The organism is Streptomyces sp. NPDC059679 (genome assembly GCF_042734105.1).
Classification (GTDB): domain Bacteria; phylum Actinomycetota; class Actinomycetes; order Streptomycetales; family Streptomycetaceae; genus Streptomyces.
In genome coordinates this window covers 1-26,657 of record NZ_JBHWES010000043.1, presented here as the reverse complement: position 1 = coordinate 26,657, position 26,657 = coordinate 1, and the positions used below count along the sequence as shown (strand labels likewise).

The 26,657-nt window shown below is 72.2% G+C and carries 27 protein-coding genes and 1 riboswitch; of the genes, 22 read left to right on the top strand and 5 right to left on the bottom strand.

What is annotated here, in order from left to right:
* The first annotated feature begins 38 nt into the window (after positions 1–38).
* The 12 genes from rplS to ACFV2X_RS34590 all read left to right on the top strand — a co-directional run bounded on the left by rplS (position 39) and on the right by ACFV2X_RS34590 (position 10,117).
* A complete protein-coding gene (gene rplS, locus ACFV2X_RS34645) occupies positions 39–389 on the top strand; it encodes a 50S ribosomal protein L19 (protein ID WP_014176061.1) in 351 nt (116 codons plus the stop codon).
* Between the two features lie 62 nt (positions 390–451).
* Positions 452–1,237, top strand: coding sequence for a signal peptidase I (gene lepB / locus ACFV2X_RS34640; RefSeq protein WP_385624330.1), 786 nt, complete (start codon positions 452–454; stop codon positions 1,235–1,237).
* Complete coding sequence (gene lepB / locus ACFV2X_RS34635) at positions 1,230–2,489, top strand: signal peptidase I (protein ID WP_385624328.1); 1,260 nt, start codon at positions 1,230–1,232, stop codon at positions 2,487–2,489. Before lepB (ACFV2X_RS34640) ends, lepB (ACFV2X_RS34635) begins: the two co-directional genes overlap by 8 nt.
* Before the next feature lie 217 nt (positions 2,490–2,706).
* Positions 2,707–3,456 carry a signal peptidase I gene (gene lepB / locus ACFV2X_RS34630; protein ID WP_358643773.1) on the top strand — a complete coding sequence of 250 codons (750 nt, stop codon included), beginning with the start codon at positions 2,707–2,709 and terminating at the stop codon, positions 3,454–3,456.
* Positions 3,457–3,537: 81 nt separating this feature from the next.
* A complete protein-coding gene (gene lepB / locus ACFV2X_RS34625; protein WP_385624326.1) occupies positions 3,538–4,305 on the top strand; it encodes a signal peptidase I in 768 nt (255 codons plus the stop codon).
* Positions 4,298–4,813 (top strand): NUDIX hydrolase, encoded by a 516-nt coding sequence (locus ACFV2X_RS34620; RefSeq protein WP_385624324.1) that lies wholly within the window; start codon positions 4,298–4,300, stop codon positions 4,811–4,813. The genes lepB (ACFV2X_RS34625) and ACFV2X_RS34620 overlap by 8 nt, the downstream gene beginning before the upstream one ends.
* Positions 4,814–4,852: 39 nt before the next feature.
* Entirely contained in the window at positions 4,853–5,161 is a 309-nt protein-coding gene (locus ACFV2X_RS34615; RefSeq protein ID WP_004944840.1) for a DUF2469 domain-containing protein, read from the top strand.
* An 83-nt stretch (positions 5,162–5,244) separates the two neighbouring features.
* Positions 5,245–5,604: a YraN family protein gene (locus ACFV2X_RS34610; protein ID WP_385624322.1), complete on the top strand. Its 360-nt coding sequence runs from the start codon at positions 5,245–5,247 to the stop codon at positions 5,602–5,604.
* Positions 5,604–7,229 (top strand): YifB family Mg chelatase-like AAA ATPase, encoded by a 1,626-nt coding sequence (locus ACFV2X_RS34605; RefSeq protein ID WP_385624320.1) that lies wholly within the window; start codon positions 5,604–5,606, stop codon positions 7,227–7,229. The genes ACFV2X_RS34610 and ACFV2X_RS34605 overlap by 1 nt, the downstream gene beginning before the upstream one ends.
* Positions 7,230–7,285: 56 nt before the next feature.
* Positions 7,286–8,524, top strand: coding sequence for a DNA-processing protein DprA (gene dprA, locus ACFV2X_RS34600; protein ID WP_385624317.1), 1,239 nt, complete (start codon positions 7,286–7,288; stop codon positions 8,522–8,524).
* A 129-nt stretch (positions 8,525–8,653) separates the two neighbouring features.
* A complete protein-coding gene (whiG, locus tag ACFV2X_RS34595; RefSeq protein WP_089510932.1) occupies positions 8,654–9,487 on the top strand; it encodes an RNA polymerase sigma factor WhiG in 834 nt (277 codons plus the stop codon).
* A gap of 75 nt (positions 9,488–9,562) precedes the next feature.
* On the top strand, positions 9,563–10,117 hold the full coding sequence (locus ACFV2X_RS34590; protein WP_385624455.1) for a TetR/AcrR family transcriptional regulator: 555 nt from the start codon (positions 9,563–9,565) through the stop codon (positions 10,115–10,117).
* Here ACFV2X_RS34590 and ACFV2X_RS34585 read toward each other — a convergent pair.
* On the bottom strand, positions 10,086–11,090 hold the full coding sequence (locus ACFV2X_RS34585; protein WP_385624313.1) for a murein hydrolase activator EnvC family protein: 1,005 nt from the start codon (positions 11,088–11,090) through the stop codon (positions 10,086–10,088). The genes ACFV2X_RS34590 and ACFV2X_RS34585 overlap by 32 nt on opposite strands.
* A gap of 342 nt (positions 11,091–11,432) precedes the next feature.
* Between ACFV2X_RS34585 and rpsB the strand changes: the two genes are divergently transcribed.
* The 9 genes from rpsB (at position 11,433) to ACFV2X_RS34540 (ending at position 21,440) form a co-directional block, all read left to right on the top strand.
* Positions 11,433–12,311: a 30S ribosomal protein S2 gene (gene rpsB / locus ACFV2X_RS34580; RefSeq protein WP_385624312.1), complete on the top strand. Its 879-nt coding sequence runs from the start codon at positions 11,433–11,435 to the stop codon at positions 12,309–12,311.
* Positions 12,312–12,409: 98 nt separating this feature from the next.
* Positions 12,410–13,246 (top strand): translation elongation factor Ts, encoded by an 837-nt coding sequence (tsf, locus tag ACFV2X_RS34575; RefSeq protein ID WP_014176048.1) that lies wholly within the window; start codon positions 12,410–12,412, stop codon positions 13,244–13,246.
* A 183-nt stretch (positions 13,247–13,429) separates the two neighbouring features.
* Positions 13,430–14,212 carry a UMP kinase gene (pyrH, locus tag ACFV2X_RS34570; protein WP_014176047.1) on the top strand — a complete coding sequence of 261 codons (783 nt, stop codon included), beginning with the start codon at positions 13,430–13,432 and terminating at the stop codon, positions 14,210–14,212.
* A 104-nt stretch (positions 14,213–14,316) separates the two neighbouring features.
* Positions 14,317–14,874 (top strand): ribosome recycling factor, encoded by a 558-nt coding sequence (frr, locus tag ACFV2X_RS34565; RefSeq protein WP_089510938.1) that lies wholly within the window; start codon positions 14,317–14,319, stop codon positions 14,872–14,874.
* Positions 14,874–16,088, top strand: coding sequence for a phosphatidate cytidylyltransferase (locus tag ACFV2X_RS34560; RefSeq protein WP_385624309.1), 1,215 nt, complete (start codon positions 14,874–14,876; stop codon positions 16,086–16,088). Before frr ends, ACFV2X_RS34560 begins: the two co-directional genes overlap by 1 nt.
* Positions 16,089–16,169: 81 nt before the next feature.
* Complete coding sequence (gene rlmN / locus ACFV2X_RS34555) at positions 16,170–17,276, top strand: 23S rRNA (adenine(2503)-C(2))-methyltransferase RlmN (RefSeq protein ID WP_385624307.1); 1,107 nt, start codon at positions 16,170–16,172, stop codon at positions 17,274–17,276.
* A 62-nt stretch (positions 17,277–17,338) separates the two neighbouring features.
* Positions 17,339–17,443: riboswitch (TPP riboswitch) on the top strand.
* A complete protein-coding gene (locus tag ACFV2X_RS34550) occupies positions 17,438–18,517 on the top strand; it encodes a thiamine ABC transporter substrate binding subunit (protein ID WP_385624304.1) in 1,080 nt (359 codons plus the stop codon). It overlaps the preceding riboswitch by 6 nt.
* Before the next feature lie 98 nt (positions 18,518–18,615).
* Entirely contained in the window at positions 18,616–20,409 is a 1,794-nt protein-coding gene (locus tag ACFV2X_RS34545; RefSeq protein WP_385624452.1) for an ABC transporter permease, read from the top strand.
* Positions 20,409–21,440, top strand: coding sequence for an ABC transporter ATP-binding protein (locus ACFV2X_RS34540; protein WP_385624302.1), 1,032 nt, complete (start codon positions 20,409–20,411; stop codon positions 21,438–21,440). The genes ACFV2X_RS34545 and ACFV2X_RS34540 overlap by 1 nt, the downstream gene beginning before the upstream one ends.
* A 134-nt stretch (positions 21,441–21,574) precedes the next feature.
* Here ACFV2X_RS34540 and ACFV2X_RS34535 read toward each other — a convergent pair whose 3' ends face one another.
* The gene (locus ACFV2X_RS34535; RefSeq protein ID WP_385624299.1) at positions 21,575–21,865 is read right to left on the bottom strand and encodes a hypothetical protein; all 291 of its coding nucleotides are present in this window, start codon (positions 21,863–21,865) and stop codon (positions 21,575–21,577) included.
* A gap of 112 nt (positions 21,866–21,977) precedes the next feature.
* Here ACFV2X_RS34535 and ACFV2X_RS34530 point away from each other — a divergent pair, with 112 nt between their 5' ends.
* Positions 21,978–23,165, top strand: coding sequence for a glycosyltransferase family 4 protein (locus tag ACFV2X_RS34530; RefSeq protein ID WP_385624449.1), 1,188 nt, complete (start codon positions 21,978–21,980; stop codon positions 23,163–23,165).
* Here ACFV2X_RS34530 and ACFV2X_RS34525 read toward each other — a convergent pair.
* From ACFV2X_RS34525 to ACFV2X_RS34515, 3 genes are all read right to left on the bottom strand, one after another.
* The gene (locus ACFV2X_RS34525; protein ID WP_385624297.1) at positions 23,098–24,276 is read right to left on the bottom strand and encodes an LOG family protein; all 1,179 of its coding nucleotides are present in this window, start codon (positions 24,274–24,276) and stop codon (positions 23,098–23,100) included. The two genes, ACFV2X_RS34530 and ACFV2X_RS34525, sit on opposite strands and share 68 nt — an antisense overlap.
* Positions 24,277–24,354: 78 nt before the next feature.
* Positions 24,355–25,623 carry a hypothetical protein gene (locus ACFV2X_RS34520; protein WP_385624294.1) on the bottom strand — a complete coding sequence of 423 codons (1,269 nt, stop codon included), beginning with the start codon at positions 25,621–25,623 and terminating at the stop codon, positions 24,355–24,357.
* Complete coding sequence (locus tag ACFV2X_RS34515) at positions 25,605–26,333, bottom strand: ABC transporter ATP-binding protein (RefSeq protein ID WP_385624292.1); 729 nt, start codon at positions 26,331–26,333, stop codon at positions 25,605–25,607. The genes ACFV2X_RS34520 and ACFV2X_RS34515 overlap by 19 nt, the downstream gene beginning before the upstream one ends.
* Positions 26,334–26,657 lie beyond the last annotated feature (324 nt).

The following is a 26,657-nucleotide window of genomic DNA, read 5'->3' as shown; positions in this document are numbered from 1 at the left end:
CTGATGACCTGTGGCATCAGCGAGGAAAGCAGACGATCATGTCTCACGTGCTCGACACTGTCGACGCCGCGTCGCTGCGCAGCGACATCCCGACCTTCCGCCCCGGCGACACGGTCAACGTCCACGTCCGCGTCATCGAGGGCAACCGCTCCCGTGTCCAGCAGTTCAAGGGCGTCGTCATCCGCCGCCAGGGCTCTGGTGTGCGCGAGAGCTTCACCGTCCGCAAGGTGAGCTTCAGCGTCGGCGTCGAGCGCACCTTCCCGGTGCACACCCCGATCGTCGAGAAGATCGAGGTCGTCACCCGCGGTGACGTCCGCCGCGCCAAGCTGTACTACCTGCGCGATCTCCGCGGCAAGGCCGCGAAGATCAAGGAAAAGCGCGACAACTGAGTTTTGCGCGACAACTGAGCTACTGCCGGACGGCACAGGCGGGCCGGATAGGCTCTGGCCCGATGGAGACCGACGCCCAGCTCTCAGAGCGCGATCGCTCCTCCCGTTCCCACGAGGGACAGGAGGAGCGATCGCGCTCTTCGCGTACGCGGCGGGGGCTCGGCCGGCTGATCGGGGGCGGGCCCTGGCGCCGGGTCGGTGTGCTCGCGGCGGTCTGCGCCGTCTTCGTCCTTCTGCTGAGCGCCTTCGTCGTACAGCCCTTTCTGATCCCCAGCGGATCGATGGAGAACACGTTTCGGCCCGGAGACCGGGTCCTGGTGAACAAGCTGGCGTACCGTTTCGGTGATACGCCGCGCCGCGGTGACGTCATCGTGTTCGACGGAACCGGGTCCTTCGTCCAGAAGGAGCCGTCCCAGAATCCGGTGGCGGAGCTGCTGCGTGGCGCGGCCGCGGCGGTCGGGCTGGCCGAACCGGCCGAGACCGACTACATCAAGCGTGTCGTGGGTGTGGGTGGTGACCGGGTCAGGTGCTGCGACAAGCGGGGGAGGATCGAGGTGAACGGGAAGCCGGTGGACGAGGACTACCTGTTTCCGGGGGATGCCCCGTCACAGGTCCCGTTCGACATCGTGGTGCCCGAGGGAAGGCTGTGGGTCATGGGGGACCACCGCAGTGATTCCAGGGACTCGCGGGACCACCTCGGCGAGCCGGGCGGAGGCACCGTCCCGGTCGACAAGGTGATCGGACGCGCCGACTGGATCGGCTGGCCGGTCGGCCGCTGGAGCGGAGTGCACCGCCCGGCGTCCTTCGGACGCGTACCGGACCCGGCCCCGGGCGGCGCACATGGGTAACCGCGGGCGGTCCCGGCACGGGACCCGTCGCCCCGGCCCCGGGCGCCTGGGCTCCGGCCGTCTGGGCTCGGGCCACCAGGGCTCGGGCCCCGGCACTCCCGGCTACATCCCCGGCTCGGGCCCCGTGCACAGCGCGGACGCGCCGCGTACGGGACCGCGTCTGGGCGGGCGCGCGGAGCGGCGCAAGGTCCAGCGCCGTATCAAGCGCCGGCGGCGCCGTTCGGCCATGAAGGAGATCCCGATCCTGATCGGCGTGGCGCTGGTGATCGCCCTGGTGCTCAAGACCTTTCTGGTCCAGGCGTTTGTGATCCCGTCGGGCTCGATGGAGCAGACGATCAGGATCGGCGACCGGGTGCTGGTGGACAAACTCACACCGTGGTTCGGCTCGAAGCCGTCGCGCGGGGATGTGGTGGTGTTCAAGGACCCCGGAAACTGGCTCGAGGAGGAGCGGAAGCCGTCCAAGGGAGATCCGGTCGTCATCAAGCAGGCCAAGGAGTTCCTGACCTGGATCGGACTGCTTCCGTCGTCGAACGAGCAGGATCTGATCAAGCGGGTGGTCGGGGTCGGCGGCGACACGGTCGCCTGCTGTGACAAGGACGGCCGGGTGACGGTCAACGGCACGCCACTGAACGAGCCGTATCTGCACCCGGGTAATGTGCCCTCGGAGCGCCGGTTCAAGGTGACTGTCCCTCAGGGGCGGATCTTTGTGATGGGCGATCACCGGGCCAATTCGGCGGACTCGCGGGTCCATCTGGACGAGCCTGACCAGGGAACCGTCTCGGAGGATCTGGTCGTCGGCCGGGCCATTGTGATCGCGTGGCCCTTCGGCCACTGGCAGAGCCTGGAAGAACCTGAGACATATGCCTCAGTGAAGGACGCGCCGAGCGGGGCGACGCAGGCACGCGGCTCGCCGCATAGGCTGTCCTCGGACCAGCAAGGGTTGGTCCAGCTCCCGACCCCTGCGGAACTCCCGCTCGTTATGGGAGTGGTGGGCCTGCGCCGTTCGTGGCGTGGGCGGCAGCGCGGCGTGAGGAGTGAATGTGGGGGATTTGGCGGTCGGCGCTCGATCCGGTCACGAAGAGCCAGAGAGGCAACCGGGGGGGAGCGAAGAGCCACCGGTGAACGGGGCGCGCGCGGCCGATGCGCCTACGGGCGGGGCCCCCGAGACGTTCGAGGCGCCGGGGGGCTCCGGTGCGACGGACGCCGCGGCTGCCCCCCAGGGCGGTTCACCGGCCGCTCCCGGCTCCGCTGACGTTCCGGGCTCCGCTGAGTCTCCCGTCTCCCTCGGCAAGCCGGGCTCCTCGGCCTCCGGCGGCTCCTCGGGTTCCCCGGATCCCTCGGACCCTCCTGGTGCCGCTGGCCGGGCGGGTGACGGGCCCGGCGAGGACAAGGACGGCGAGGACAAGGACGGGGAGAACAGCGCCGAGGACGAGGACGGCGCCAAGAAGACGCGCTCGTTCTGGAGAGAGCTGCCGATCCTCGTCGGCATCGCGCTGCTGCTCGCCCTGCTGATCAAGACGTTCCTGGTGCAGGCGTTCTCCATCCCCTCCGACTCCATGCAGAACACGCTGCAGCGCGGCGACCGGGTGCTGGTGGACAAGCTGACCCCGTGGTTCGGCGCCGAGCCGGAGCGCGGCGAAGTCGTCGTCTTCCACGACCCGGGCGGCTGGCTGGGCGAGACCCAGCAGTCCGACTCGGGCCCGCTCGCCAAGGGCGTTCAGCGGGTGCTCAGCTTTATCGGTCTGATGCCGTCCGCGGAGGAGAAGGACCTGATCAAGCGGGTCATCGCGGTCGGCGGTGACACGGTCGAGTGCCAGAAGGGCGGACCGGTCAAGGTCAACGGCAAGGCGCTGGACGAGAAGAACTACATCTTCCCCGGAAACACGCCCTGCGACGACAAGCCGTTCGGCCCGATCAAGGTGCCCAAGGGCCGGATCTGGGTGATGGGCGACCACCGCCAGGACTCGCTGGACTCGCGCTACCACCAGAATCTGGACAATGGCACGGTCTCGGTGGACAAGGTCGTCGGGCGGGCCATCGTGGTCGCGTGGCCGATCGACCGCTGGTCGACCCTCTCCGTCCCCGGCACCTTCGACCAGCCGGGGCTGAGCGCGGCGGCCTCCATGGCCCCCTCGGCGCTCGGGTTCGCGGGCGCGGTCCCGATCGTTCTGTGGCGCCGCCGCAGGCTCGTCCGCAAGGCGCGCGGGACGGCTGCCTGAGGTCCGTACCGCCGGGTAGGGTGCTGACGACCTGGGGTGCGATGGGGATCGACCTCTGCTACGTGAGGCAGGAGCACTGGAATGAGCGGAGCCCGGCAGGTCGGAGGGGGCGGCAGGGGGCTTGGGAGCGTCCTGTCCGGAGTGGCGGTCGCCGTCGGCTGTGTGCTCTTCCTGGGGTCGTTCGTCTGGGGCGCGGTGCTCTACAAGCCGTACACCGTCCCGACCGATTCGATGTCGCCGACCATCGGCCGGGGCGACCGCGTGCTGGCGGAGCGAATAGACGGCGACGAGGTGCGCCGTGGCGACGTGGTCGTCTTCAAGGACTCGGTCTGGGGCGATCTGCCGATGGTGAAGCGGGTCGTCGGCGTCGGCGGGGACACGGTCGCGTGCTGTGACAAGCAGGGCCGGCTGACGCTGAACGGCAAGCCCCTCGACGAACCGTATCTGCACACCAAGGGGCCGGCTTCGCCCACCGTCTTCTCGGCGACGGTGCCCAAGGGGAAGCTGTTCCTGCTGGGCGACCACCGCAACGACTCCCTGGACTCCCGTGTGCATCTGTCCGACGGCGCGGACGGAGCCGTCCCGCGCAGCGCGGTGAGCGGCCGGGTGGACGCCACGGCCTGGCCGCCGGACCTGGGGATGCTGGACCGGCCGAAAGCCTTCGAAGCGCGGTCTGGCGGCGTCTCACAGCCGGGGCCGCTGCGGCTCATCCTGATCTCCGCCGTGGTCGGCGCGGTGCTCATCCTGGGCGGCGCGGCGTACGGGCCACTGGCGCGCCGGATCGGGCGCGGCGGCAAGCGGGGCGAGGAGCGGCGCGGGAAGATGACGAAGGCGGCGACCGGTGTCTGAGAGGACAGGCGCGGAGGGCCCGGGCGAGGACCTGCGGAAGGTCGCCCGGGTGGTCCTGCTCGACCCGCACGACAGGATTCTGCTGATACACGGCTTCGAACCCGAGGACCCGTCGACGACCTGGTGGTTCACCCCCGGCGGCGGGCTGGAGGGCGATGAGAGCCGCGAGCAGGCGGCGCGTCGGGAGCTGACGGAGGAGACCGGCATCACACAGGTGGAGCTGGGGCCCGTGGTGTGGCGGCGGGTGTGCTCCTTCCCGTTCGACGGCCGCCGCTGGCATCAGGACGAGTGGTACTACCTGGCCCGTACGGAGCAGACCGCGACGTGGACCGGCGGCCAGACCGAGCTGGAGCGGCGCAGCGTCACGGGGCTGCGGTGGTGGACGGTCGAGGAGCTGGCGGCGGTACGAGAGCCGGTGTACCCGTCACAGCTCGTGGGGCTGTTGCGTAGGCTGCTCGACGAGGGACCCCCGACTGTGCCGGTGATCCTGGAGACTGAGCGCGTCTGACGCACAATGGGGGGACGCACGGCTGAAGGGGAACATGCCATGAGCGCCGAGGACCTCGAGAAGTACGAGACCGAGATGGAGCTGAAGCTCTACCGGGAGTACCGCGATGTCGTCGGTCTGTTCAAATATGTGATCGAGACTGAACGGCGTTTCTATCTCACCAATGACTACGAGATGCAGGTGCACTCGGTGCAGGGTGAGGTGTTTTTTGAGGTCTCCATGGCCGACGCCTGGGTCTGGGACATGTATCGACCGGCCCGCTTCGTAAAGCAGGTGCGCGTCCTGACATTCAAGGACGTGAACATCGAGGAGCTGAACAAGAGCGATCTCGACCTTCCGAGTGGCTGAGTTGTCCACAACCAGTCGGTTGTCCACAAAGATCCAATAATCCGGCGCCGAACCGTCACAGTCGGTGACGGAGGTGGTGCCGAATGAACGCCCGAGGAGCGCTCGGACGCTACGGCGAGGATCTGGCGGTGCGTCGGCTGTCCGCGGCCGGGATGACCGTCGTGGAGCGGAACTGGCGGTGCCGGGACGGAGAGATCGACATCGTCGCCCTGGACGCCGGGGCGCTGGTGGTGTGCGAGGTCAAGACGCGCCGCCTCGGCGGCTATGAACACCCGATGGCGGCCGTCACCCCCGGCAAGGCCGACCGGCTGCGGCGGCTGGCCGAGCGCTGGCTGGAGCGGCATGGCGGCCCGCCACCGGGCGGGGTGCGGATCGATCTGATCGGCGTGGTGCTGCCCGAGCGCGGCGCGCCGGTGGTCGAGCATGTGCGGGGGGTGGCCTGATGGGGTTCGCCCGCACCTGCTCGGTCGCCCTGGTCGGGGTCGAGGGCGTGGTGGTGGAGGTCCAGGCCGATCTGGAGCCGGGCGTCGCCACCTTCACACTGGTCGGCCTGCCCGACAAGAGCCTGGTCGAGAGCCGTGACCGGGTCCGCGCGGCCGTCGTGAACTCCGGCGCCGACTGGCCGCAGAAAAAGCTCACGGTGGGGCTCAGCCCGGCGTCCGTCCCCAAGGGCGGCAGCGGCTTCGACCTGGCCGTGGCCTGCGCGGTGCTCGGGGCCGCCGAGCTCATCGACCCACGGGCCATCGCCGACCTGATGATGATCGGCGAGCTCGGACTGGACGGCCGGGTCCGCCCGGTGCGCGGGGTGCTGCCCGCGGTGCTCGCTGCCGCCGAGGCCGGATACCGGCAGGTGGTCGTCCCGGAGCGGACGGCGGCCGAGGCGTCCCTGGTGCCGGATGTCTCGGTGCTCGGCGTGCGGACCCTGCGTCAGCTGATCGCGGTGTTGACGGACGCACCGGTGCCCGACGAAGAGGAGTTGCCCGAGGAGGGCCGCCCCGACCCGATGCTCGCCGGGCTGAGCTTGGCGGGCGCCGGTATGGGGGTAGGCGTGGCGGCCCACGCGGGGACGGCCGCCGACCGCCGCCCCGACCTGGCCGAGGTCGCCGGTCAGCGGGCCGCGCGCAAGGCCCTGGAGGTCGCCGCGGCCGGAAGCCACCATCTCTTCCTGGCCGGCCCGCCCGGCGCGGGCAAGACCATGCTCGCCGAGCGGCTGCCCGGTCTGCTGCCCCCGCTCACCCGGCGGGAGTCCCTGGAGGTGACCGCCGTCCACTCGGTGGCCGGGATCCTCCCGCCCGGCCAGCCGCTGGTGGCCGCGCCGCCGTACTGCGCACCGCACCACTCGGCCACCATGGCCTCCCTGGTCGGCGGGGGAAACGGGCTGCCGAGGCCGGGCGCGGTCTCGCTCGCACACCGAGGCGTGCTCTTTTTGGACGAGGCGCCCGAATTCAGCGCCCAGGTGCTCGACGCGCTGCGCCAGCCCCTGGAGTCCGGCCATGTGGTGGTGGCCCGCTCGGCCGGCATGGTGCGCATGCCCGCGCGCTTTCTGCTTCTGCTGGCCGCCAACCCATGCCCCTGCGGGCGCCACTCGTACATCGGCGACGGCTGCGACTGCTCGCCCGCGATGGTCCGCCGCTATCAGGCGCGGCTCTCCGGGCCGCTGCTGGACCGGGTGGACCTGCGGGTCCGGGTCGAGGCGGTCAGCCGGGCCGAGCTCACCGGGGCCCCGGGCGTCGGGGAGAGCACGGCGGTCGTCGCGGCCAGGGTGCGCGAGGCGCGGGAGCGCGCCGCCGCGCGCTACGCCGACACCCCCTGGCGCACCAATAGCGAGGTGCCGGGCCATGAGCTGCGCACCCGCTGGTACGCCGGTCCCGGGGCGCTGCGCGAGGCCGAGCGCGACATGGAGCGCGGGCTGCTCACCGCCCGCGGCCTCGACCGCGTGCTGCGGGTCGCCTGGACCGTCGCGGACCTGGCGGGCCACGACCGGCCGGAGGCCGAGGACGTGGCGCAGGCGCTGCAGCTGCGCACCGGGATCAGCCGTGGAGTTCCGGTCGGGGCGGTGGGGTTCTGATGGCCGGCCCGCGGGAGTGCCGGGGGCCGGTGTCGAGCCCTGATCGGAGCGTGGCTGTGACTGGGGCTGGAGGTGAGACGGCCAGGGGCGGGAGCGAGGCCGAGGCCGCGGGCGTGGCGGAGGAGGAGCGCTTGGCACGGGCCGCGCTCACTCGGCTGGTGGAGCCGGGGGACGAGACGGTGGGGCGCTGGCTGCGCGAGATGGGGCCGGTGGCGCTGCGGCGGGCGCTGTGCGGGGCCGGCGAGCCGCCGCCCGGGGCGAGCGCGGAGCGCATCGCCGGGTGCCGGCTGCGGGCCGAGAGCCTGGACCCCGCCGGGGACCTGGCCGTCGCCGCCGCCCGCGGCGGACGGTTCGTATGCCCCGGCGACCTGGAGTGGCCCGGTCAACTCGACGACCTGGGCGACGCCCGTCCGGTCGGGCTGTGGGTGCGCGGTCGACCCTCGCTGCGGATGTGGGCGCTGCGCTCCGTCGCCGTGGTGGGCGCCCGGGCCTGTAGCGACTACGGCGCGCATGTCGCGGCGACGCTCGGGGCCGGGCTCGCCGAGCGGGGCTGGGTGGTGGTCTCCGGTGCGGCCCACGGCGTGGACGGCGCCGCGCACCGCGGCGCGCTGGCGGCGGACGGGGCGACCATCGCCGTACTCGCCTCCGGCGTCGACATCCCCTACCCCCGGGGCCACGCCGAGTTGATCGAGCGGATCGCGGAACAGGGCCTGGTGCTGGCGGAGTTACCGCCCGGCGCGCATCCGACCCGCAGCCGTTTTGTGCTGCGCAACCGGGTCATCGCCGCGCTCACCCGCGGCACGGTCGTCGTCGAGGCCCAGTACCGCAGCGGGTCCCTGGTCACCGCGCGCCGGGCGCTCAAGCTCGGGCGGCACACCATGGGCGTGCCGGGCCCGGTCACCAGCGGGCTCTCCTCGGGGGTCCATGAACTGCTGCGCGGGGAGGCCGTTCTGGTCACCGACGCGGCTGAAGTGGCCGAGCTGGTGGGCGGCATCGGGGAGCTCGCGCCCGCGCGGCAGGGGCCACTGGTGGAGCGGGACCTGCTCGATCCCGTGACGGCACGCGTCCTGGAAGCGTTGTCGGCACAGGGCGGCAGCGATGGACGCGAGGTCGCCCGGGACTCGGGGACGAGCTGCGAGGAAGCGTTGAGCCGGCTGTATGAGCTGCTCGCCCTGGGTTTTGTCGAACGACATGGCGACCGTTGGGAGTTGGCTCCGACGGTTCGCCGGAACGACAGCACACGGCGAGGCGATCCCCAGATTTGGGGCAATCGGGTGAAAGGGTTGAGGCGATGACCGTATCCGCACACCGCCGAGCCGACTCCCTTCGCATACCGCGATGGCTCAGTCACGCTACGCTCACTAGGTTTCCGGCGGAAGCGCACCTCCTCACCCACGTCATGGCAGAACGGCACAAGGCGACGAATGCCCCAGCACATCTCCGGGTCTGACCGCGCGGCGCCGACCCCTGCCCGCGGCGCGGTGCGTCCCGCCGCCCCGTCATCGCTCGACGAGCTGTGGCGGTCCTACAAGTCCACGGGCGACGGTCGGCTCCGGGAGCAGCTGATCCTCCACTACTCGCCGCTGGTGAAGTATGTGGCGGGGCGGGTCAGCGTCGGGCTGCCGTCCAATGTCGAGCAGGCCGACTTCGTCTCCTCGGGCGTCTTCGGACTCATCGACGCCATCGAGAAGTTCGACCCCGAGCGGGCCATCAAGTTCGAGACCTACGCGATCACCCGGATCCGTGGCGCGATGATCGACGAACTGCGGGCGCTGGACTGGATCCCGCGCTCGGTCCGCCAGAAGGCCAGGGCGGTCGAGCGGGCCTACGCCACGCTGGAGGCGGCTCTGCGCCGCACCCCTTCGGAGGCCGAGGTGGCCGCCGAGATGGACATCGGCCTCGATGAACTGCACGGGGTTTTCAGCCAGTTGTCGCTGGCCAATGTGGTCGCCCTCGAAGACCTGCTGCACGCCGGCGGGGAGGGCGGAGACCGGCTGAGCCTCATGGACACCCTGGAGGACACCGCCGCCGACAACCCCGTGGAGGTGGCCGAGGACCGCGAGCTGCGCAGGCTGCTCGCCCGCGCGATCAACACGCTCCCCGAGCGGGAGAAGACGGTGGTCACCCTCTACTACTACGAGGGGCTGACGCTGTCCGAGATCGGCCAGGTGCTCGGGGTCACGGAGAGCAGGGTCAGCCAGATCCACACCAAATCCGTGCTGCAGCTGCGGGCCAAGCTGGCCGATGTCGGACGCTGAATCGTCCCGGCAGTATCGCTCCCACCACGGGGCCTTTCGTAAAGTGGTGGCGTGCCCAGGATTCGAGCGGCCTCAGTGGCCGAGCACCGGACCATGCAGCGCGACGCCCTGCTGGACGCCGCCCGCTCCCTGCTGTCCGAGGGTGGTACGGAGGCATTGACCTTCCCCGCCCTCGCCGAGCGCACGGGCCTTGCGCGGTCCTCCGTCTATGAGTACTTCCGGTCCCGCGCGGCCGTGGTCGAGGAGCTGTGCGCGGTGGACTTCCCGGTCTGGGCCGCCGAGGTCGAGGCGGCCATGGAGCGGGTCGACTCGCCCGAGGCGAAGATCGAGGCCTATGTGCGCCAGCAGCTGGCGCTGGTCGGCGACCGCCGCCACCGCGCCGTTGTGGCGATCTCGGCCGGGGAGCTGGACGCGGGCGCCCGCGAGAAGATCCGGGCCGCGCACGGCGGGCTGATCGCCATGGTCGTCCAGGCCCTCGGCGAGCTCGGCCATGAGCAGCCGCGGCTGACGGCGGTGCTGCTGCAGGGCGTCGTGGACGCCGCGGTCCGCCGGATCGAGCTCGGCGCCGAGGACCCCGCGGGCGTCACGCAAGCGGCCGTCACCATGGCCCTGCACGGCGTGCGCCCCTGACGATCCCCTGCCCGGTGCCCATCCCACGCGCCCGGCGCAGACGCCCCCCGGCCCAGGCCGCCGCGCCCGCCAGCACGGCGGCCGAGGCCAGGCTCACGGGGCCGGAGGTGCCCGCGGTGCGCGAGGCGAGGGTGTAGGGCGGCGTACGGCGCTTGGCCGTATACGACGTGCCCCGGGTGCTCGCTCCCGGCGCGGCACCCGTTCGCTGCTGGGCGTCGGCTTCCTCCGGGACGTCCGGCCCCTCCGGGACGCCGAAGACCGGCAGCAGCCGGGAGGGGCCGTGGCGCAGCAGCGACGGCGTGAGCAGCGACAGCGGGTCCAGATAGCGGTCCCCGCGGCGCAGGCCCCAGTGCAGACAGCCGGACGGGCAGTGGAAGGGGCCCGCGCCCAGGACGCCCACCACCTGGCCGGCCCGCACCCGCTCGCCCTTGGTCACCACAGCCCGTACCGGCTCGTATGTCGTGCGCAGCGGAGGGCGGCCGGTGCCCGACAGCTCGATGGTGAGCACTCCGCGGCCCGCGACCTGGCCCGTGAAGGACACCCGGCCCGCAGCCGCCGCCCGCACGGGCCGGCCGGCGCGGGCCGCCAGATCCACCCCGCGGTGGCCCGCCGCCCAAGGGGTGGGCGGCGGCTCCCAGCCCCGCAGCACCGTCGGTCTGCCCGCGCCCGCCTCCGGCCCCACCGGCCAGGCCCGCCCGTCACGGGCCGAGGCCCCCGCGGCCTTGGTCGACTCCGGCGCCGTGACCGACTCCGGCGCCATGGTCGACTCCGACGCGGCGGCCGGCCAGGCCGACAGCGGCGGGATCGCGCCGAGTAAGACCATGAACGGCAAGGTCAGCAAGGTCAGCAGGGTCAGCAGGGTCAGCAGGGTCAGCAGCAACGTCGGCAAGGTCGGCGGAGGCCGGTCCGGGGTCCGGTCGGGGGCCCGGCCGGGGGCCCGGCCGGCGGTCGGGGCAGCGGTGTGCGGTCGCATGGAGACACGGTGACGCGACTCGCCCGATTCGCGTGGATCATGGCCGCGATCTGGGGACTACTCACGGGTTGTGGATATCGCCGTCACCCGGCACCGCACGGGTCCCGTACACTTCTTGTGGCGATCCGGGTCACCGGGTCGACTTCGCACGCCCCGCCACCGGCACCCCGATCGGCCTCGATCCATCCATCGATACCGCTCGAAGAGTACGGCGGCCGCGTCCCTCGGTCCTCGGACGAGCCCTCCGCAAGGCAAGGGCCCAGCCCGTGGCAGACGCGCCGGGGCGTCAGGCGCGGCAGCCGCCCGGCCGCCGCGGAACCGAGCACTTCAAGGAGTACGGCCATGGCCGTCGTCACGATGCGGGAGCTGCTGGAGAGCGGCGTCCACTTCGGGCACCAGACCCGCCGCTGGAACCCGAAGATGAAGCGTTTCATCTTCACCGAGCGCAACGGCATCTACATCATCGACCTGCTCCAGTCGCTGTCGTACATCGACCGCGCCTACGAGTTCGTCAAGGAGACCGTCGCCCACGGCGGTTCCATCATGTTCGTCGGCACGAAGAAGCAGGCGCAGGAGGCGATCGCCGAGCAGGCGACCCGCGTCGGCATGCCGTATGTCAACCAGCGCTGGCTGGGCGGCATGCTCACCAACTTCTCGACCGTCTACAAGCGTCTGCAGCGCCTCAAGGAGCTCGAGCAGATCGACTTCGAGGACGTGGCCGCCTCCGGCCTCACCAAGAAGGAGCTGCTGGTCCTCTCGCGCGAGAAGGCCAAGCTGGAGAAGACCCTCGGCGGTATCCGCGAGATGCAGAAGGTGCCGAGCGCCGTCTGGATCGTCGACACCAAGAAGGAGCACATCGCCGTCGGTGAGGCGCGCAAGCTCCGCATCCCGGTCGTCGCGATCCTCGACACCAACTGCGACCCGGACGAGGTCGACTACAAGATCCCGGGCAACGATGACGCGATCCGCTCGGTCACCCTTCTCACCCGTGTGATCGCCGACGCGGTCGCCGAGGGCCTTATCGCCCGCTCCGGTGTCGCCACCGGTGACGAGAAGGCCGACAAGGCCGCCGGTGAGCCGCTCGCCGAGTGGGAGCGCGACCTGCTGGAGGGTGAGAAGAAGGCCGACGAGCCCGAGGCGGCCAAGCCCGCCGAGGCCGAGCAGCCGGCTGAGCAGCCGGCCGCCGCCGAGGCCCCGGCCGCGGACGCCGAGCAGGCCTGACCACTCGGACCACGTGTGACGGCGGGGGACGGTGCCTTGGCACCACCCCCGCCGTTCCCCCGTAGAGCTTTCGACTTTCGAGAAGAGATTCACAGATCATGGCGAACTTCACCGCCGCTGACGTCAAGAAGCTCCGTGAGCTCACCGGCGCCGGCATGATGGACTGCAAGAAGGCGCTGGACGAGGCCGATGGCAGCGTCGACAAGGCCGTCGAGGTCCTGCGCGTCAAGGGCCAGAAGGGCGTGGCCAAGCGCGAGGGCCGCAGTGCCGAGAACGGCGCCGTCGTCTCCCTCATCGCGGACGACAACTCCTCCGGTGTGCTGGTCGAGCTGAAGTGCGAGACCGACTTCGTCGCCAAGGGTGACAAGTTCATCGCCGCCGCCAACGCCATCGCCGCCCACGTCGCCAAGACCTCCCCGGCCGACCTGGAGGCCCTGCTCGCCTCCGAGATCGAGCCCGGCAAGACCGTCCAGGCGTACGTCGACGAGGCCAACGCGACGCTCGGCGAGAAGATCGTCCTGGACCGCTTCGCGCAGCTCTCCGGCGGTTACGTCGCCGCGTACATGCACCGCACCATGCCGGACCTGCCGCCGCAGGTCGGTGTGCTGGTCGAGCTGGACAAGGAAGACGCGACGGTCGCCAAGGACATCGCGCAGCACATCGCCGCGTTCGCGCCGAAGTTCCTGAGCCGTGACGAGATCTCGGCCGAGACCGTCGAGAACGAGCGCCGCGTGGCCGAGGCCACCGCCCGCGAGGAGGGCAAGCCCGAGGCCGCCCTGCCGAAGATCGTCGAGGGTCGGGTCACCGGCTTCTTCAAGGAGAACGTCCTGGTGGACCAGCCGTTCGCCAAGGACAACAAGAAGACCGTCCAGAAGATCCTGGACGAGGCCGGTGTCACGCTCAAGGGCTTCGCGCGCTTCCGCGTCGGCGTCTGAGCGTAGGCGTCTGAGCGTCGGCGTACGAGCCGGGCAGCGAATGACCGGCGACCCCGATAGGGTCGTAGGCAGCCAACCGTCAACCGGTCGGCCGCAGATGTGACGAGGAGGCCATTGCCGCAGAGGTCGAACAAGGACCCGTCCGGCAATGGCCTTCTTCGTATGTGCACGAGGAGATCTCCAATGAATCAGGGCGCGGGCGCCGGACAGGCCGCCGACGAGAAGAACGCTCAGGGCAGGGTCAAACGCCGTCGGTTCCTGCTCAAGCTCTCCGGTGAGGCATTCGCCGGAGGCGGAGGGCTCGGGGTCGACCCGGATGTCGTGCACGCCATCGCCCGTGAGGTCGCCGCGGTCGTCCGGGACGGCGCAGAGATCGCCATCGTCATCGGTGGCGGCAACTTCTTCCGCGGCGCCGAGCTGCAGCAGCGCGGCATGGACCGGGCCCGCTCGGACTACATGGGCATGCTGGGCACGGTCATGAACTGTCTCGCCCTCCAGGACTTCCTGGAGAAGGAGGGCATCGACTCCCGCGTCCAGACCGCCATCACCATGGGCCAGGTCGCGGAGCCGTACATTCCGCTGCGCGCGGTGCGCCATCTGGAGAAGGGGCGCGTGGTCATCTTCGGCGCGGGCATGGGCATGCCGTACTTCTCGACGGACACCACCGCGGCCCAGCGGGCCCTGGAGATCCATGCCGAGGCCCTGCTCATGGGTAAGAACGGGGTGGACGGGGTGTACGACTCCGACCCCGCGCGGAACCCGGACGCGGTGAAGTTCGACGCCCTGGAGTACGGCGAGGTGATCACCCGCGACCTCAAGGTCGCCGATGCCACCGCCGTCACGCTCTGCCGCGACAACAAACTGCCGATCCTCGTCTTCGAGCTTCTCGCCGAAGGAAACATCGCGCGTGCGGTGAAGGGTGAGAAGATCGGCACGCTCGTGAGCGACCAGGGCTCCCGGGCCTGACGGCTCATACGGGGGATGGACAACGGCCTGCCGGTCGGACACCGTGCAGGAGAAGACGCACGCAGGGGCGAGGCTCTGCTTACTGATAACACCAGGAGCAAGTGGTGATCGAAGAGATCCTCCTCGAGGCCGAGGAGAAGATGGAGAAGGCCGTTGTGGTCGCCAAGGAGGACTTCGCCGCGATCCGCACCGGGCGTGCGCACCCGGCGATGTTCAACAAGATCGTGGCCGACTACTACGGAGCGATGACGCCGATCAACCAGCTGGCGTCGTTCTCGGTGCCCGAACCGCGGATGGCCGTGGTGACCCCGTTCGACAAGAGCGCGCTGCGCAATATCGAGCAGGCCATCCGCGACTCCGATCTGGGCGTCAACCCGAGCAATGACGGCAGCATCATCCGGGTGGTGTTCCCGGAGCTCACGGAACAGCGCCGCAAGGAATTCATCAAGGTCGCCAAGGGCAAGGGCGAGGACGCGAAGATCTCGATCCGCAGCGTCCGCCGCAAGGCCAAGGAGTCCATCGACAAGCTCATCAAGGACGGCGAGGTCGGGGAGGACGAGGGCCGCCGTGCGGAGAAGGAGCTCGACGACACCACCGCGAAGTATGTCGCGCAGGTGGATGAGCTGCTCAAGCACAAGGAAGCCGAGCTCCTCGAGGTCTGATGAACGACTCATCCTGGGGGGCTCCGCCGAGCGCCCGCCTCCGGGGACCGGCCCAGCAGGGACCTTCTCCCTCGCTTCGCGGCAAGGTGCCCTCGCCCTCGGCGGGTCCCGCGCACGACGTGGGCGAGGCGGCGCAGACTCGGCCCATGCCCACCGTGCCCCACGCAGGCGGAGACCCTTGGGATGCCGCCGACCGTGACCGGGGGGCCGCTCGGCCGAGCGGCCCCCTGTTCCGCGACGACCGGGAGCCGGAGCGCGGGCCGCGCCGGCCCGCGGCACACCGGCCGACGCCCCCGGACCGCCCCGACGCCATGCCCTCCGGCAGCGCCGCTCAGCCCGGCGATGCGGGCGGCGCCGACCGGACGGGGAGCGCAGACGTGACGAGCGATGCGAAGAAGAAGAGCGCGGGCCGCAATCTGCCCGCCGCGATAGGGGTGGGCGTCGGCCTCGGCGCGCTGGTCGTCGCCTCGCTCTTCATCTACAAGCCGGTGTTCATCGGCGTCATAGCGGTCGCGGTGGTCGTCGGCCTGTGGGAGCTGACCTCGCGGCTGGCCGAGCGCAAGGACATCCACGTCCCGCTGGTGCCGCTCGCCGTGGGCGGCGTCGCCATGGTGGTCGCCGGTTATGTGCGCGGTGCGGAGGGCGCGTGGGTGGCCGTCGCGCTGACCGCCCTGGCGGTGCTCGTCTGGCGGATGACCGAGCCGCCCGAGAACTACCTCAGGGATGTCACGGCCGGCGTCTTCGCGGCCTTCTATGTGCCGTTCCTGGCCAGCTTTGTCGCACTCATGACCGCGGCCGACGACGGGCCGCGGCGGGTGCTCGTCTTCATGCTGCTGACCGTGGTCAGCGACACCGGTGCGTACGCGGTCGGCTGGCGCTTCGGCCGCCACAAGCTCGCGCCGCGCATCAGCCCCGGCAAGACCCGCGAGGGGCTGCTGGGCGCGATCGCCTTCGCGATGGTCGCGGGCGCGCTGTCCATGCAGTACCTGATCAAGGACGGCGCATGGTGGCAGGGGCTGCTCCTCGGGCTCGCCGTCGCGGTCAGCGCGACCCTCGGCGACCTCGGCGAGTCCATGATCAAGCGTGACCTGGGCATCAAGGACATGGGCAAGCTGCTGCCCGGCCACGGCGGGATCATGGACCGGCTGGACTCCCTGCTGCCCACCGCGCCCGTGGTCTGGCTGCTGATGGTGGTCTTCGTGGGCGGCGGCTGACCGGCCCCACGCCCCGGCCGTTACGGCCTCGTGCCACGCGTGGTACGAGGCCGTACGCACGTCTGCGACACTGGTTGAACCATGCCCAAGCCCGGAGAACTCACATTCGTCGCGCCGCGCGGAGCCAAGAAGCCCCCGCGGCATCTCGCCGACCTCTCGCCCGCCGAGCGCCGCGAGGCCGTCGCCGCCCTCGGCGAGAAGCCCTTCCGGGCCGGCCAGGTGTCGCGCCACTACTTCGCCCACTACAGCCACGACCCGGCCCAGTGGACCGACATCCCGGCCGCCGCGCGCGAGAAGCTGGCGGCCGGGCTGCTGCCGGACCTGATGAGCGTGGTGCGCCACATCAGCTGCGACGACGACACCACCCGTAAGACCCTGTGGCGGCTGTTCGACGGCACGCTCGTGGAGTCCGTGCTGATGCGCTACCCGGACCGGGTCACCATGTGCATCAGCTCCCAGGCGGGCTGCGGCATGAACTGCCCGTTCTGCGCCACCGGCCAGGCGGGCCTGGACCGCAATCTGTCCACCGCCGAGATCGTCCACCAGATCGTCGACGGGATGCGGGCGCTGCGCGACGGTGAGATCCCCGGTGGTCCGGCGCGGCTGTCCAACATCGTCTTCATGGGCATGGGCGAGCCGCTTGCCAACTACAACCGTGTCGTCGGCGCCATCCGCAGGCTGACCGACCCGGAGCCGGACGGCCTCGGCCTGTCCCAGCGCGGCATCACCGTCTCGACCGTCGGGCTGGTGCCGGCGATGCTGCGGTTCGCCGACGAGGGCTTCAAATGCCGTCTCGCGGTGTCGCTGCACGCGCCCGACGACGAGCTGCGCGACACCCTCGTCCCGGTCAACACCCGCTGGAAGGTCCGCGAGGTTCTGGACGCCGCGTGGGAGTACGCGGAGAAGTCGGGTCGTCGCGTCTCCATCGAGTACGCCCTGATCAGGGACATCAACGACCAGGCATGGCGGGCCGACCTGCTGGGTCGGCTGCTCAAGGGCCGCCGGGTGCACGTCAATCTGATCCCGCTCAACCCGACGCCCGGCTCCAAGTGGACCGCGTCCAGGCCCGAGGACGAGAAGGCGTTCGTGGCCGCCCTGGAGGCGCACGGCGTGCCCGTGACCGTCCGGGACACCCGGGGGCAGGAGATCGACGGGGCGTGCGGGCAGCTGGCGGCGGCGGAGCGTTGAGGGCCGGCTGATACGGTGCCCTGGCACCACCTCGTGCGTACATCCACATCTCGTACAAGTGAACATTCCGACAGGGGAGCGCGAACAGCGCTGAGAGTGCGGCTCGGCCGCAGACCCTCGGACCTGATCCGGGTCATACCGGCGTAGGGAGTCAGCCTCATATGAACAGCCGTCTTCGGCATGCCGTCGCCGCCGCCCTCTTCGGCTCGCTCGGCCTCACCACGCTCGTCGCCTGCGGCGAGGACTCCGGCTCCGCCAAAGGCTCCGGCTCCAAGACCGTGAAGCTGGTCTCGCACGACTCGTTCGCCGCGTCCAAGGCCGTGCTGAAGGAGTTCACCCGGCAGACCGGCTACAAGGTGCAGATCCTGCCGGGCGGCGACGCCGGGGCGGCCGTCAACCAGGCGATACTCTCCAAATCACATCCCCAGGGCGACGTTTTCTTCGGGGTCGACAACACCCTGCTCTCCCGCGCGCTCGACAACGACCTGTTCGCCCCCTATCAGGCCAAGGGCCTGGACAAGGTCCCGGCGGCCCTCCAGCTCGACGCGGCCGAGCACCGTGTCACCCCGGTCGACTTCGGCGACATCTGCGTCAACTACGACCGCAAGTACTTCGCCGACAAGAAGCTGGCCCCGCCGAAGACCCTCGACGACCTGACCAAGCCCGCCTACAAGAACCTTCTGGTCACCGAGAACGCGGCCACCTCCTCGCCCGGCCTCGCGTTTCTGCTGGGCACGGCCGCCCGGTACGGCGACGACGGCTGGCAGGGCTACTGGAAGAAGCTCAGGGCCAACGGCGTCGAGGTCGTCGACGGCTGGGAGCAGGCGTACTACGACCGCTTCTCCGGTTCGGCGGGCGGCGCCAAGGGCGACCGGCCGCTGGTCGTCTCGTACGCCTCCAGCCCGCCCGCCGAGGTCGTCGACGCCAAGCCGCGGCCCGCGCAGGCCCCTACGGGGGTCGCGACGGGAACCTGCTTCCGGCAGGTGGAATTCGCCGGACTGTTGAAGGGTGCTTCGAACACCAAGGGCGGCAAGGCGCTGCTGGACTTTCTGCTGACCAAGCGTTTCCAGGAGGACGTGCCGCTCAACATGTACGTCAACCCGGCCCGCGAGGACGCGAAGCTGCCCGAGCTGTTCACGAAGTACGGCGTGAAGATCGCCGACTCGGCCACCCTGGCCCCCCGGAAGATCGCCAAGAACCGTGACCAGTGGGTCAAGGCATGGTCCTCGCTCGTCCTGTAAAGCGACGTGAGCGCCCCGCCGCCGCGCCGGAGGAGGCGAAGGAGCGCACCGGGCGGCGGCGCGCGCGGCTGCGCGGGGCGGCGCTGCGGCTGGCCCTGATGGCCGTGCCCGCCGCCTTCTTCGCGCTGTTCTTCCTCTATCCGGTGGCCGCCATCGTCACCCGCGGGCTGCGCGTCGACGGCCAGTGGCGGCTGGGCCGCATCGGCGACGTGCTCACCGACCCGGCCGTCCTGGACATCCTGTGGTTCACCGGCTGGCAGGCCGCCGCCTCCACCGCCCTGACGCTGGCGGTCGCGCTGCCCGGCGCGTATGTCTTCGCCCGCTTCACCTTCCCCGGCAAGCGGCTGCTGCGAGCCGTGGTGACCGTCCCCTTCGTCCTGCCGACCGTCGTCGCGGGCTCGGCGTTCCTGGCCCTGCTCGGCCACGGCGGGCTGCTGGACAGCCTGTGGGGGGTGCGGCTCGACACCTCCGTATGGGCGATCCTCCTCGCGCACGTCTTCTTCAACTACGCGGTGGTGGTACGGACCGTCGGCGGGCTGTGGGCGCAGCTCGACCCGCGGCAGGAGGAGGCCGCGCGGGTGCTCGGCGCGAGCCGCCTGGCCGCGTGGCGGCGGGTGACGCTGCCGGCGCTGGCGCCCGCCGTGGCGGCCGCGGCGTTGATGGTCTTCCTGTTCACCTTCACCTCCTTCGGCGTCATCCAGATCCTCGGCGGCCCCCGGTACGCCACCCTGGAGGTCGCGATCTACCGGGAGACCGCCCAGCTGCTCGACCTGCCGACCGCCGCCGTGCTGACGCTGGTCCAGTTCGCGGCCGTGGCCGCGGTCCTGGCCCTGCACGCGTGGACCGTACGGCGCCGCGAGGGCGCCCTGAAGCTGGTCGCCCCCGAACAGACCGCGCGCCGCCCCCAGGGCGCGGCCCAATGGGCGCTGCTGTGGGGTGTGCTCGCCGTCGTGGCGCTGCTGATCCTGCTGCCGCTCGCGGTCCTGGTCGAACGGTCCCTGGACGCCCCCGGCGGCTACGGACTCGACTACTACCGTGCCCTCCAGTCGGTGGCGGACAGCGGCGGGACGTTTTTCGTCGCCCCTATGGACGCCGTTTGGAACTCCCTGCGCTACGCCGCCGTCGCGACCGTCTTCGCGGTCGTCGTGGGCGGCTTGGCGGCGGCCGCCCTGACCATCCCGAGTGAGCCAAAGGGCGCGCCGCCCGCGCCGCAGGCGCTGAATGACGCCGTGAAAGCGACGAGACCAAGGGAGCGAGGGCTCGTATCGATATGCGGCTGGCGCCGCGCGCGCGAGCGCAGTGTCGAGGAGCGTCGACACCGGACCCGAGCGCCCGGAGGCGAACCGAGGGTCATCAGGAAGGCGGGCAGACTGGTACGGGGCTTCGACGCGCTGCTGATGCTGCCGCTCGGCACCTCCGCCGTCACCGTCGGCTTCGGCTTTCTCATCGCTCTGGACGAGCCGCCGCTGGACCTGCGCGCCTCATGGATCCTCGTACCGCTCGCGCAGGCCCTGGTGGGCGTGCCCTTCGTCGTACGGACCATGCTGCCCGTGCTGCGCGCGGTGGACCACCGGCTGCGTGAGGCGGCGGCCGTGCTCGGCGCGTCCCCGCTGCGGGCCTGGCGGGAGGTGGACCTGCCACTGGTCGCGCGGGCCCTCGGGGTCGCGGCGGGCTTCGCCTTCGCCGTCTCGCTCGGCGAGTTCGGGGCGACGGTGTTCATCGCCAGGCCCGACCACCCGACCCTCCCGGTCGCTGTCGCCCGCTTCCTCGGCCGGGCCGGGCAGCTCAACTACGGCCAGGCCATGGCCCTGAGCACGATTCTGATGCTGGTGTGCGCGGGCTCCCTGCTGGTACTGGAGCGGATCCGCACCGACCGTTCGGGGGAGTTCTGATGACGCTGCTGCGACTGGACGAGGTGACGGTCCGCTACGGCGAGCGGGCGGCGCTGGACGCCGTGGACCTCCAGGTCGCCGAGCACGAGACGGTGTCGGTGCTGGGGCCCAGCGGCGGCGGCAAGTCCACGCTGCTGCGCGTGGTGGCGGGCCTGGAACGGGCCCACACCGGCCGGGTGTGGCTGGCCGGGCGGGACCAGACGGGGGTGCCCGCCCACCGGCGCGGCGTGGGCCTGATGTTCCAGGACCACCAGCTCTTCCCGCAGCGTGACGTGGGCGGCAACGTCGCCATCGGGCTGCGCATGCGCAAGGTGGCGCGCGCCGAGGCGGAGCGCCGGGTCGCCGAACTGCTGGAACTGGTCGGCCTGCCGGGCGCGCAGCGCCGCGCGATCGCCTCGCTGTCCGGCGGCGAGCAGCAGCGGGTCGCGCTGGCCCGTGCCCTGGCCCCGCGGCCCGAGCTGCTGATGCTGGACGAACCACTGGGCCAGCTCGACCGTGGGCTGCGGGAGCGGCTGGTGGTCGAACTGCGCCAACTTTTCGGCGAACTGGGCACCACGGTCCTCGCGGTCACCCACGACCAGGGAGAGGCGTTCGCGCTCGCGGACCGGGTGCTGGTGATGGACGGCGGGCGCATCGCGCAGACCGGCACCCCGCTGGAGGTTTGGCAGCGGCCCGCCACCGAGTTCGTCGCCCGCTTCCTCGGCTTCGACAACCTGGTTGACGCCACCGTGCACGGCGAGAGCGCCGACACCCGCTGGGGCAAGCTGCCCGTGCCCGACGGCACCCCGCCCGGGCCGTGCCGGCTGCTGGTCCGCCCGGCCGGGGTGCGGCTCACCGCTCCCGAGAAGGGCCTGCCCTGCACGGTGGCGGCGCGCACCTTCCGCGGCGACCGCGTGGCCCTCGTCCTCCAACCGGCGGGCGCGCCGCGCCTGGAGGCGACGTGCGCGCTGCGGGACGCGCCGAAGGAGGGGGAGCGGGTCGGCGTCGCTTTCGACGCGGACGACGTGGTGGTGCTGGGCGCGGGCTCGTAACCACGCGGGGCGTCACCCACGCGTGGCGTCACCCACGCGGGGCGGTGTTCTCGCGTGGAGCGGCGTCGCGGGGCGGCGGAGCTGCGGATCAGCGGTGAGCGGGTCGCGCGCCCCGCGTCCTGGGAGCTGTCGGCCTACCGCATCGTGCAGGAGGCGCTGACCAACGGGGGCTGACGCCGCCACATCAGCGGCGTGGCGGTCATCAGCACACTCACGGCGATCACCCGTGAGTGCCACGGGACCAGCGCAAGCTCCGCGGCCGCACAGCGGATCAGCACCGCTCCGGTGGCCCAGGGGTGGGCGGGGGCGTCGGCCCAGGCGCGCGTCCGCCGTCCGTGGAAGGCGCGCATGGCGCCGTTCTTCGTACCGCGGTGGCGGGCCGCGTCACCGTACGGGTTGATACTCGGGCCCCGTCTTCCGTCCACGGCGTGACCCCTTGTCACACCACGGCGTGATGCCGGAGTTACCTCCTGCGTGTGACGCGGCGGGGCAGGGTCGTTCGTAGCCTCGGGCCGTATGACCGAGCAGCCACGCGGGATGCCGCGCACCCTCGTGATCACCAATGACTTTCCGCCGCGCCAGGGTGGCATCGAGACCTTCGTCCAGGCCATGACCAGCCGCTTCCCACCGGAGGCTGTCGTCGTCTACACCTCGTCCGAGCCGGGCGGGGCCCCGTACGACGCCGGCCTGCCCCACCCCGTCGTCCGCGACGGGGCGCGCACACTGCTGCCCACCCGGCGCGCCACCAGCCGCGCGGTGGAGCTGGCCCGTCGCCACCGCTGCGACAGCGTGTGGTTCGGCGCCGCCGCGCCCCTGGGGCTGATGGCCGGGCGGCTGCGCCGTGAGGCGGGGGTGCGCCGGATCGTCGCCACCACGCACGGCCACGAGGTGTGGTGGGCCCGCACCCCGGGAACCCGCGCGCTGCTGCGCCGCATCGGGGCCGGGGCGGACACCGTGACCTACCTGGGAGCCGCCACCCGCGCGCCCGTCGCCGCCGCCCTGGGGTCCGCCGCCGCGGCCCGGATGACCCGGCTCGTCCCCGGAGTCGACACCTCCGTCTTCCGCCCCGGGCTCGACGCGCGGATCGTACGCGAGCGCCACCGGCTCGCCGGCCGACAGGTGATCCTGTGCGCCGCCCGGCTCGTCCGGCGCAAGGGCCAGGACGCGCTGATCCGGGCCCTGCCGCTGGTGCGCCGGGCCGTGCCCGGGGCCGTTCTGCTGCTGGTCGGCGACGGCTCGTACGCGTACGGGCTGCGCCGGCTCGCCGACGCGCACGGCGTCAGGGACGCCGTGGTCTTCGCGGGCGGGGTGCGGCACCGCGCGATGCCGTCCTATTACGCCGCCGCCGACGTCTTCGCGATGCCGTGCCGCACCCGCAAGGGCGGCCTGGAGGTCGAGGGCCTGGGCATCGTCTTCCTGGAGGCGGCCGCCGCCGGGCTGCCGGTGCTCGCCGGGGACTCCGGCGGCGCGCCGGACGCCGTCCGGGACGGCGATACCGGGCATGTCGTCGACGGCCGTGCCACGCGCGCCGTCGCCGACCGGCTGATCGCGCTGCTCCAGGACCGGCCCGCCGCCCGGGCCATGGGCGGGAAGGGGCGGGCCTGGGTGCGCCAGGAGTGGAGCTGGGACGCCTCGTACCGGACGCTGGCCCGGCTGCTCAGCCCGCCGAAGACGCGGCCGGGGACGCCGCCCGGGACGCTCCCAGCGACGCCCCCAGCGAAATGAGCGCGCCCGGAGCCTCGTCCACCGAGTCCACCAGCGCGATCCGGGCCTTCATGGGCCTGCCCTCGGCAAGCGCCTCCAGCAGCGGCCAGGTCGGCAGGCGCCGCGTCCAGTGGTCGCGGTCCACGAGCACCATCGGCGTCGGCTCGCCGCGCGACTCGTAGTAGTTCGGCGTCGCGTTGTCGAAGATCTCCTGTACGGTCCCGGCGGCGCCCGGCAGGAACACCACCCCCGCGTTCGACCGCGCCAGCAGGCCGTCCTCGCGCGTGGCGTTGGCGAAGTACTTCGCTATGTGCGAGGCGAACGCGCTGGGCGGCTCATGCCCGTAGAACCAGGTGGGGATGCCGACCGACGCGCCGCCGTCCGGCCACCGCTCGCGCACCGCGAAGGCAACCTCGGCCCACTCGCCCACGGACGGCCGGAAGGAGGGGGCCTTGGCGAGCAGTTCAAGGGACTCGTCGAGCATGCCGTCGGCGAACGGGGCCGAGTACGCGCCCAGGTTGGCCGCCTCCATCGCACCAGGCCCGCCGCCGGTCGCAACGGTGAGCCCGGCCCGAGCCAGGGCCCGCCCGAGCCGGGCCGCGCCCGCGTAACCCTCGGAGCCGCGCTCCAGGGCGTGGCCGCCCATCACGCCCACGACCCGGGCCCCGGCGAGGAGTTCGTCGAGGGCGTCGGAGACGGCGTCGTCGTGGATGGAGCGCAGCATCGAGGAGAAGATGTCGCCGTCGGCCTTGGTGCGCTGGAACCAGGCGTACGCCAGTGCGTCAGGCGTCCCCGCGTAGCCCTGCCCCGCCAGCCCCTCGAACAGCTCCTGCGGCGAGTAGAGGGTGCCGCGATACGGGTCGAACGGCAGACCGGGCACCGGCGGGAAGACCAGCGCGCCGCCGGCCCGTACCTTGGCGGCGGCCTCCGGCTCCATCGGGCAGCCGAGGAAGACCGCCTCGGCGGTGTCCGTGTCGAGCAGCGCCCGGGTACGGCCCGTCAGGTCGACGGACTGGACGCGGTAGCCGGCCAGGGTGCCGCGCGCCACGACCTCGTCGAACTCCCGCAGGGACTCGATCTCCCGGTCGGGGCACGGGTCTTGGGCGGCGGTGGAAGCGTCGTCGGTCAGCACGGCGACATGCTACTGGCGGCGCCGCGCGCGGTCTCGTCCCGTACGGCCCCAGTCCCGTGTTCCGTACGGCCGCGCCGGTCAGCGGTGGAACGGAAGTGTGCTCAGCTCCGCGACCGCCCAGGTCAGCGGCGTCAGCAGGACCAGCAGCGCCAGCCCGCGCAGGGCCGCGGCGCCGCGCAGCAGGCGCGGGGGCGTGCCCAGCCGCAGCAGGGCGTCCGTCGTCCCGCCCCGCGCGCTCTTCGCTTCGAGCGCCGCCGTGAGCACCGAGGCAGTGGCACACATCACGATCAGGGCCGCGCCCAGGCCGGTGAGCGGGCCGAAGGGGCGGTGCCCGGACGGGCCGGAGCCGGTGCCGTACAGCTCGACCGCGGCGTACGCGCCGGTGGCGACGGCGCACAGCACACCGACCGAATGCCCCAGGCGCCCCGCCTCCTGCTGCAACACCCGCCCGGCCAGCAGCCGCAGCGCGCCAGGGCGCCCGGCGGCCAGCAATCTGCCGCACAGATGGGTGAGGCCGGGCCCGGCCAGCACCAGGCCGACCGCCGTCAGCGCCCAGCCGCCCACCACGCCGGGCGGGCTGCCCCCGAGCCCGCCGGGCAGCGGCAGCAGTGCGTCGGACGGAGGGGGCGGGCCGCTGTCCGTGTTGCTGGTGTATGCCCCCATCGCGATCCCCGCCGCCGTCAGCGCGATCCCCCAGGGCAGCCCCCGGGCCGCGAGCTCCGGCGGTTCGGCGCCGCGCGGCACCCGCTCGGTGCTCCGCGGCCGCGTCCGGCCGCCGGTCAGCGCGCCGCCGGTCCGCGCCCCCCGCGCCCGCTGGGCGCCCCGGGGCCACAGGCGGGCGGCGCAGGCGGCGGCCGCCACCGCCGGTACGACGGCGAGCAGCGTGACCGTGGCGGCCGCGGGCAGCGGATGCCCGGCGCCGAGCGGTCCGCCCGCCGCCGCGCCCGGCGCATCGGCCCACCGCAGCCACGAGCCGCTCAGGTCGCCCCGCAGCTGCAGGAAGACGAGCAGCGCCAGCGCACAGCCCAGCGCGCACGACAGGGCGGCCGAGGCGCCCGCGAGCAGGGCCGACCTGGCCGGGCCGCCGCCGGCCGCCGCGAAGCCCGCGCCGAACGGGACGCTCGGGTCGGCGCGCGCCACCGCGATCGCGAGCTGGGCCGTGGCGGCCAGCGGCACCGCGCACCACAGCAGCCGTACGACCGCTCCGTCGGTCTGGTCGGGGTGCCCGGTCGCGTACCCCATGGCGCACAGCAGCAGAAAGCCCGTGCCCGCCGCCGCGGTGGCGACCAGCGACCGCCGCAGCAGCGCCAGGGGCCGGGCGCCGCGGGCTAGGCGGAGACTGAGCACGCGGACCTGCCCTCGGCCTCGGGGGAGTTGACCGCGCCCACCCGGCGGCCGTCCAGCAGCGCGACGGCGCGGTCCGCGAGGGTGGCCACCTCTTCGTCATGGGTGGCGAGGAGCACCGTGATGCCGTGCGAGCGGGCCGCCGTGGTCAGGGTGCGCAGCACCTGGGCGCGGTCGGCGCGGTGCAGCGGGGCGGTGGGCTCGTCCGCGAACAGCACGGCGGGGGCGGAGGCCAGCGCGCGGGCGATCGCGATGCGCTGGCGCTGCGCCTGGAGCAGCGCGGCGGGCCGGCGTCGGGCGCAGTCGCCGACGTCGAGCCGGTCCAGCCACTCGTGTGCGGCGCTCTTGGCCTCGCGCCGTCCGATGCCGCGCAGCATCAGCGGCAGCGCGGCGTTCTCCCAGGCGGTGAGCTCGGGGATGAGCTGGGGCTCGGTGTCGATCCAGGCGAAGCGGTCGCGGCGCAGCTGTTCGCGGCCGAGCGGGGAGAGGGTGTGTACGGGGGCGCTGTTGAACCACACCTCCCCGCGGTCCGGGACGAGCAGGCCCGACAGGCACTTGAGCAGGGTGGTCTTCCCACAGCCGCGCGGGCCGGTCACGGCCAGGATCTCGCCGTCGCGGGCGCCGATGGAGACACCGGCGAGGGCGGGCGACCCGCCGTAGGCGTACGTCAGGGTGCGTGCCCAGAGCACGTCGTTGTCCGGCGGAGCCACCATACGAAGCACCTCGCCTCAGCTGCGGTCGTCCGTGCGTTCCCCCAGTTGGGTGAACGAGCGCAGGGCCAATGGGTCACTGGCACGGTAAGGACTCCGCCTGCCGCCCGAGCCCAGGCTCGGCGCGGGCACGCTGTCATTTCCTCCGATCAGCCCTCTGTACGGCCGGTACCGGCGGGGCGGGCAGCACAGCGGAACACGGAGGCGGCCGTAGCCCTCGGTGGGTCCTGGACCAGCGGACTACTGTGGGTGTCTCACCCATCGGACACCTGACAGGGAGGGGTGGCACGTGACCACCGAACTGCGTCGTCTGCGCAACTACATCGA

Bases quoted from the DNA above. Each gene is read 5' to 3' on its own strand.
- lepB (WP_385624330.1), top strand. From the start codon at position 452: ATGGAGACCGACGCCCAGCTCTCAGAGCGCGATCGCTCCTCCCGTTCC.
- rlmN (WP_385624307.1), top strand. From the start codon at position 16,170: ATGCCCAAGCCCGGAGAACTCACATTCGTCGCGCCGCGCGGAGCCAAG.
- ACFV2X_RS34530 (WP_385624449.1), top strand. From the start codon at position 21,978: ATGCCGCGCACCCTCGTGATCACCAATGACTTTCCGCCGCGCCAGGGT.
- whiG (WP_089510932.1), top strand. From the start codon at position 8,654: ATGCCCCAGCACATCTCCGGGTCTGACCGCGCGGCGCCGACCCCTGCC.
- ACFV2X_RS34605 (WP_385624320.1), top strand. From the start codon at position 5,604: ATGGGGTTCGCCCGCACCTGCTCGGTCGCCCTGGTCGGGGTCGAGGGC.
- ACFV2X_RS34545 (WP_385624452.1), top strand. From the start codon at position 18,616: ATGGCCGTGCCCGCCGCCTTCTTCGCGCTGTTCTTCCTCTATCCGGTG.
- lepB (WP_385624328.1), top strand. From the start codon at position 1,230: ATGGGTAACCGCGGGCGGTCCCGGCACGGGACCCGTCGCCCCGGCCCC.
- lepB (WP_385624326.1), top strand. From the start codon at position 3,538: ATGAGCGGAGCCCGGCAGGTCGGAGGGGGCGGCAGGGGGCTTGGGAGC.
- rplS (WP_014176061.1), top strand. From the start codon at position 39: ATGTCTCACGTGCTCGACACTGTCGACGCCGCGTCGCTGCGCAGCGAC.
- tsf (WP_014176048.1), top strand. From the start codon at position 12,410: ATGGCGAACTTCACCGCCGCTGACGTCAAGAAGCTCCGTGAGCTCACC.
- ACFV2X_RS34550 (WP_385624304.1), top strand. From the start codon at position 17,438: ATGAACAGCCGTCTTCGGCATGCCGTCGCCGCCGCCCTCTTCGGCTCG.
- ACFV2X_RS34610 (WP_385624322.1), top strand. From the start codon at position 5,245: ATGAACGCCCGAGGAGCGCTCGGACGCTACGGCGAGGATCTGGCGGTG.
- ACFV2X_RS34615 (WP_004944840.1), top strand. From the start codon at position 4,853: ATGAGCGCCGAGGACCTCGAGAAGTACGAGACCGAGATGGAGCTGAAG.
- ACFV2X_RS34560 (WP_385624309.1), top strand. From the start codon at position 14,874: ATGAACGACTCATCCTGGGGGGCTCCGCCGAGCGCCCGCCTCCGGGGA.
- pyrH (WP_014176047.1), top strand. From the start codon at position 13,430: ATGAATCAGGGCGCGGGCGCCGGACAGGCCGCCGACGAGAAGAACGCT.
- ACFV2X_RS34585 (WP_385624313.1), bottom strand. From the start codon at position 11,090: ATGCGACCGCACACCGCTGCCCCGACCGCCGGCCGGGCCCCCGGCCGG.
- rpsB (WP_385624312.1), top strand. From the start codon at position 11,433: ATGGCCGTCGTCACGATGCGGGAGCTGCTGGAGAGCGGCGTCCACTTC.
- ACFV2X_RS34515 (WP_385624292.1), bottom strand. From the start codon at position 26,333: ATGGTGGCTCCGCCGGACAACGACGTGCTCTGGGCACGCACCCTGACG.
- ACFV2X_RS34540 (WP_385624302.1), top strand. From the start codon at position 20,409: ATGACGCTGCTGCGACTGGACGAGGTGACGGTCCGCTACGGCGAGCGG.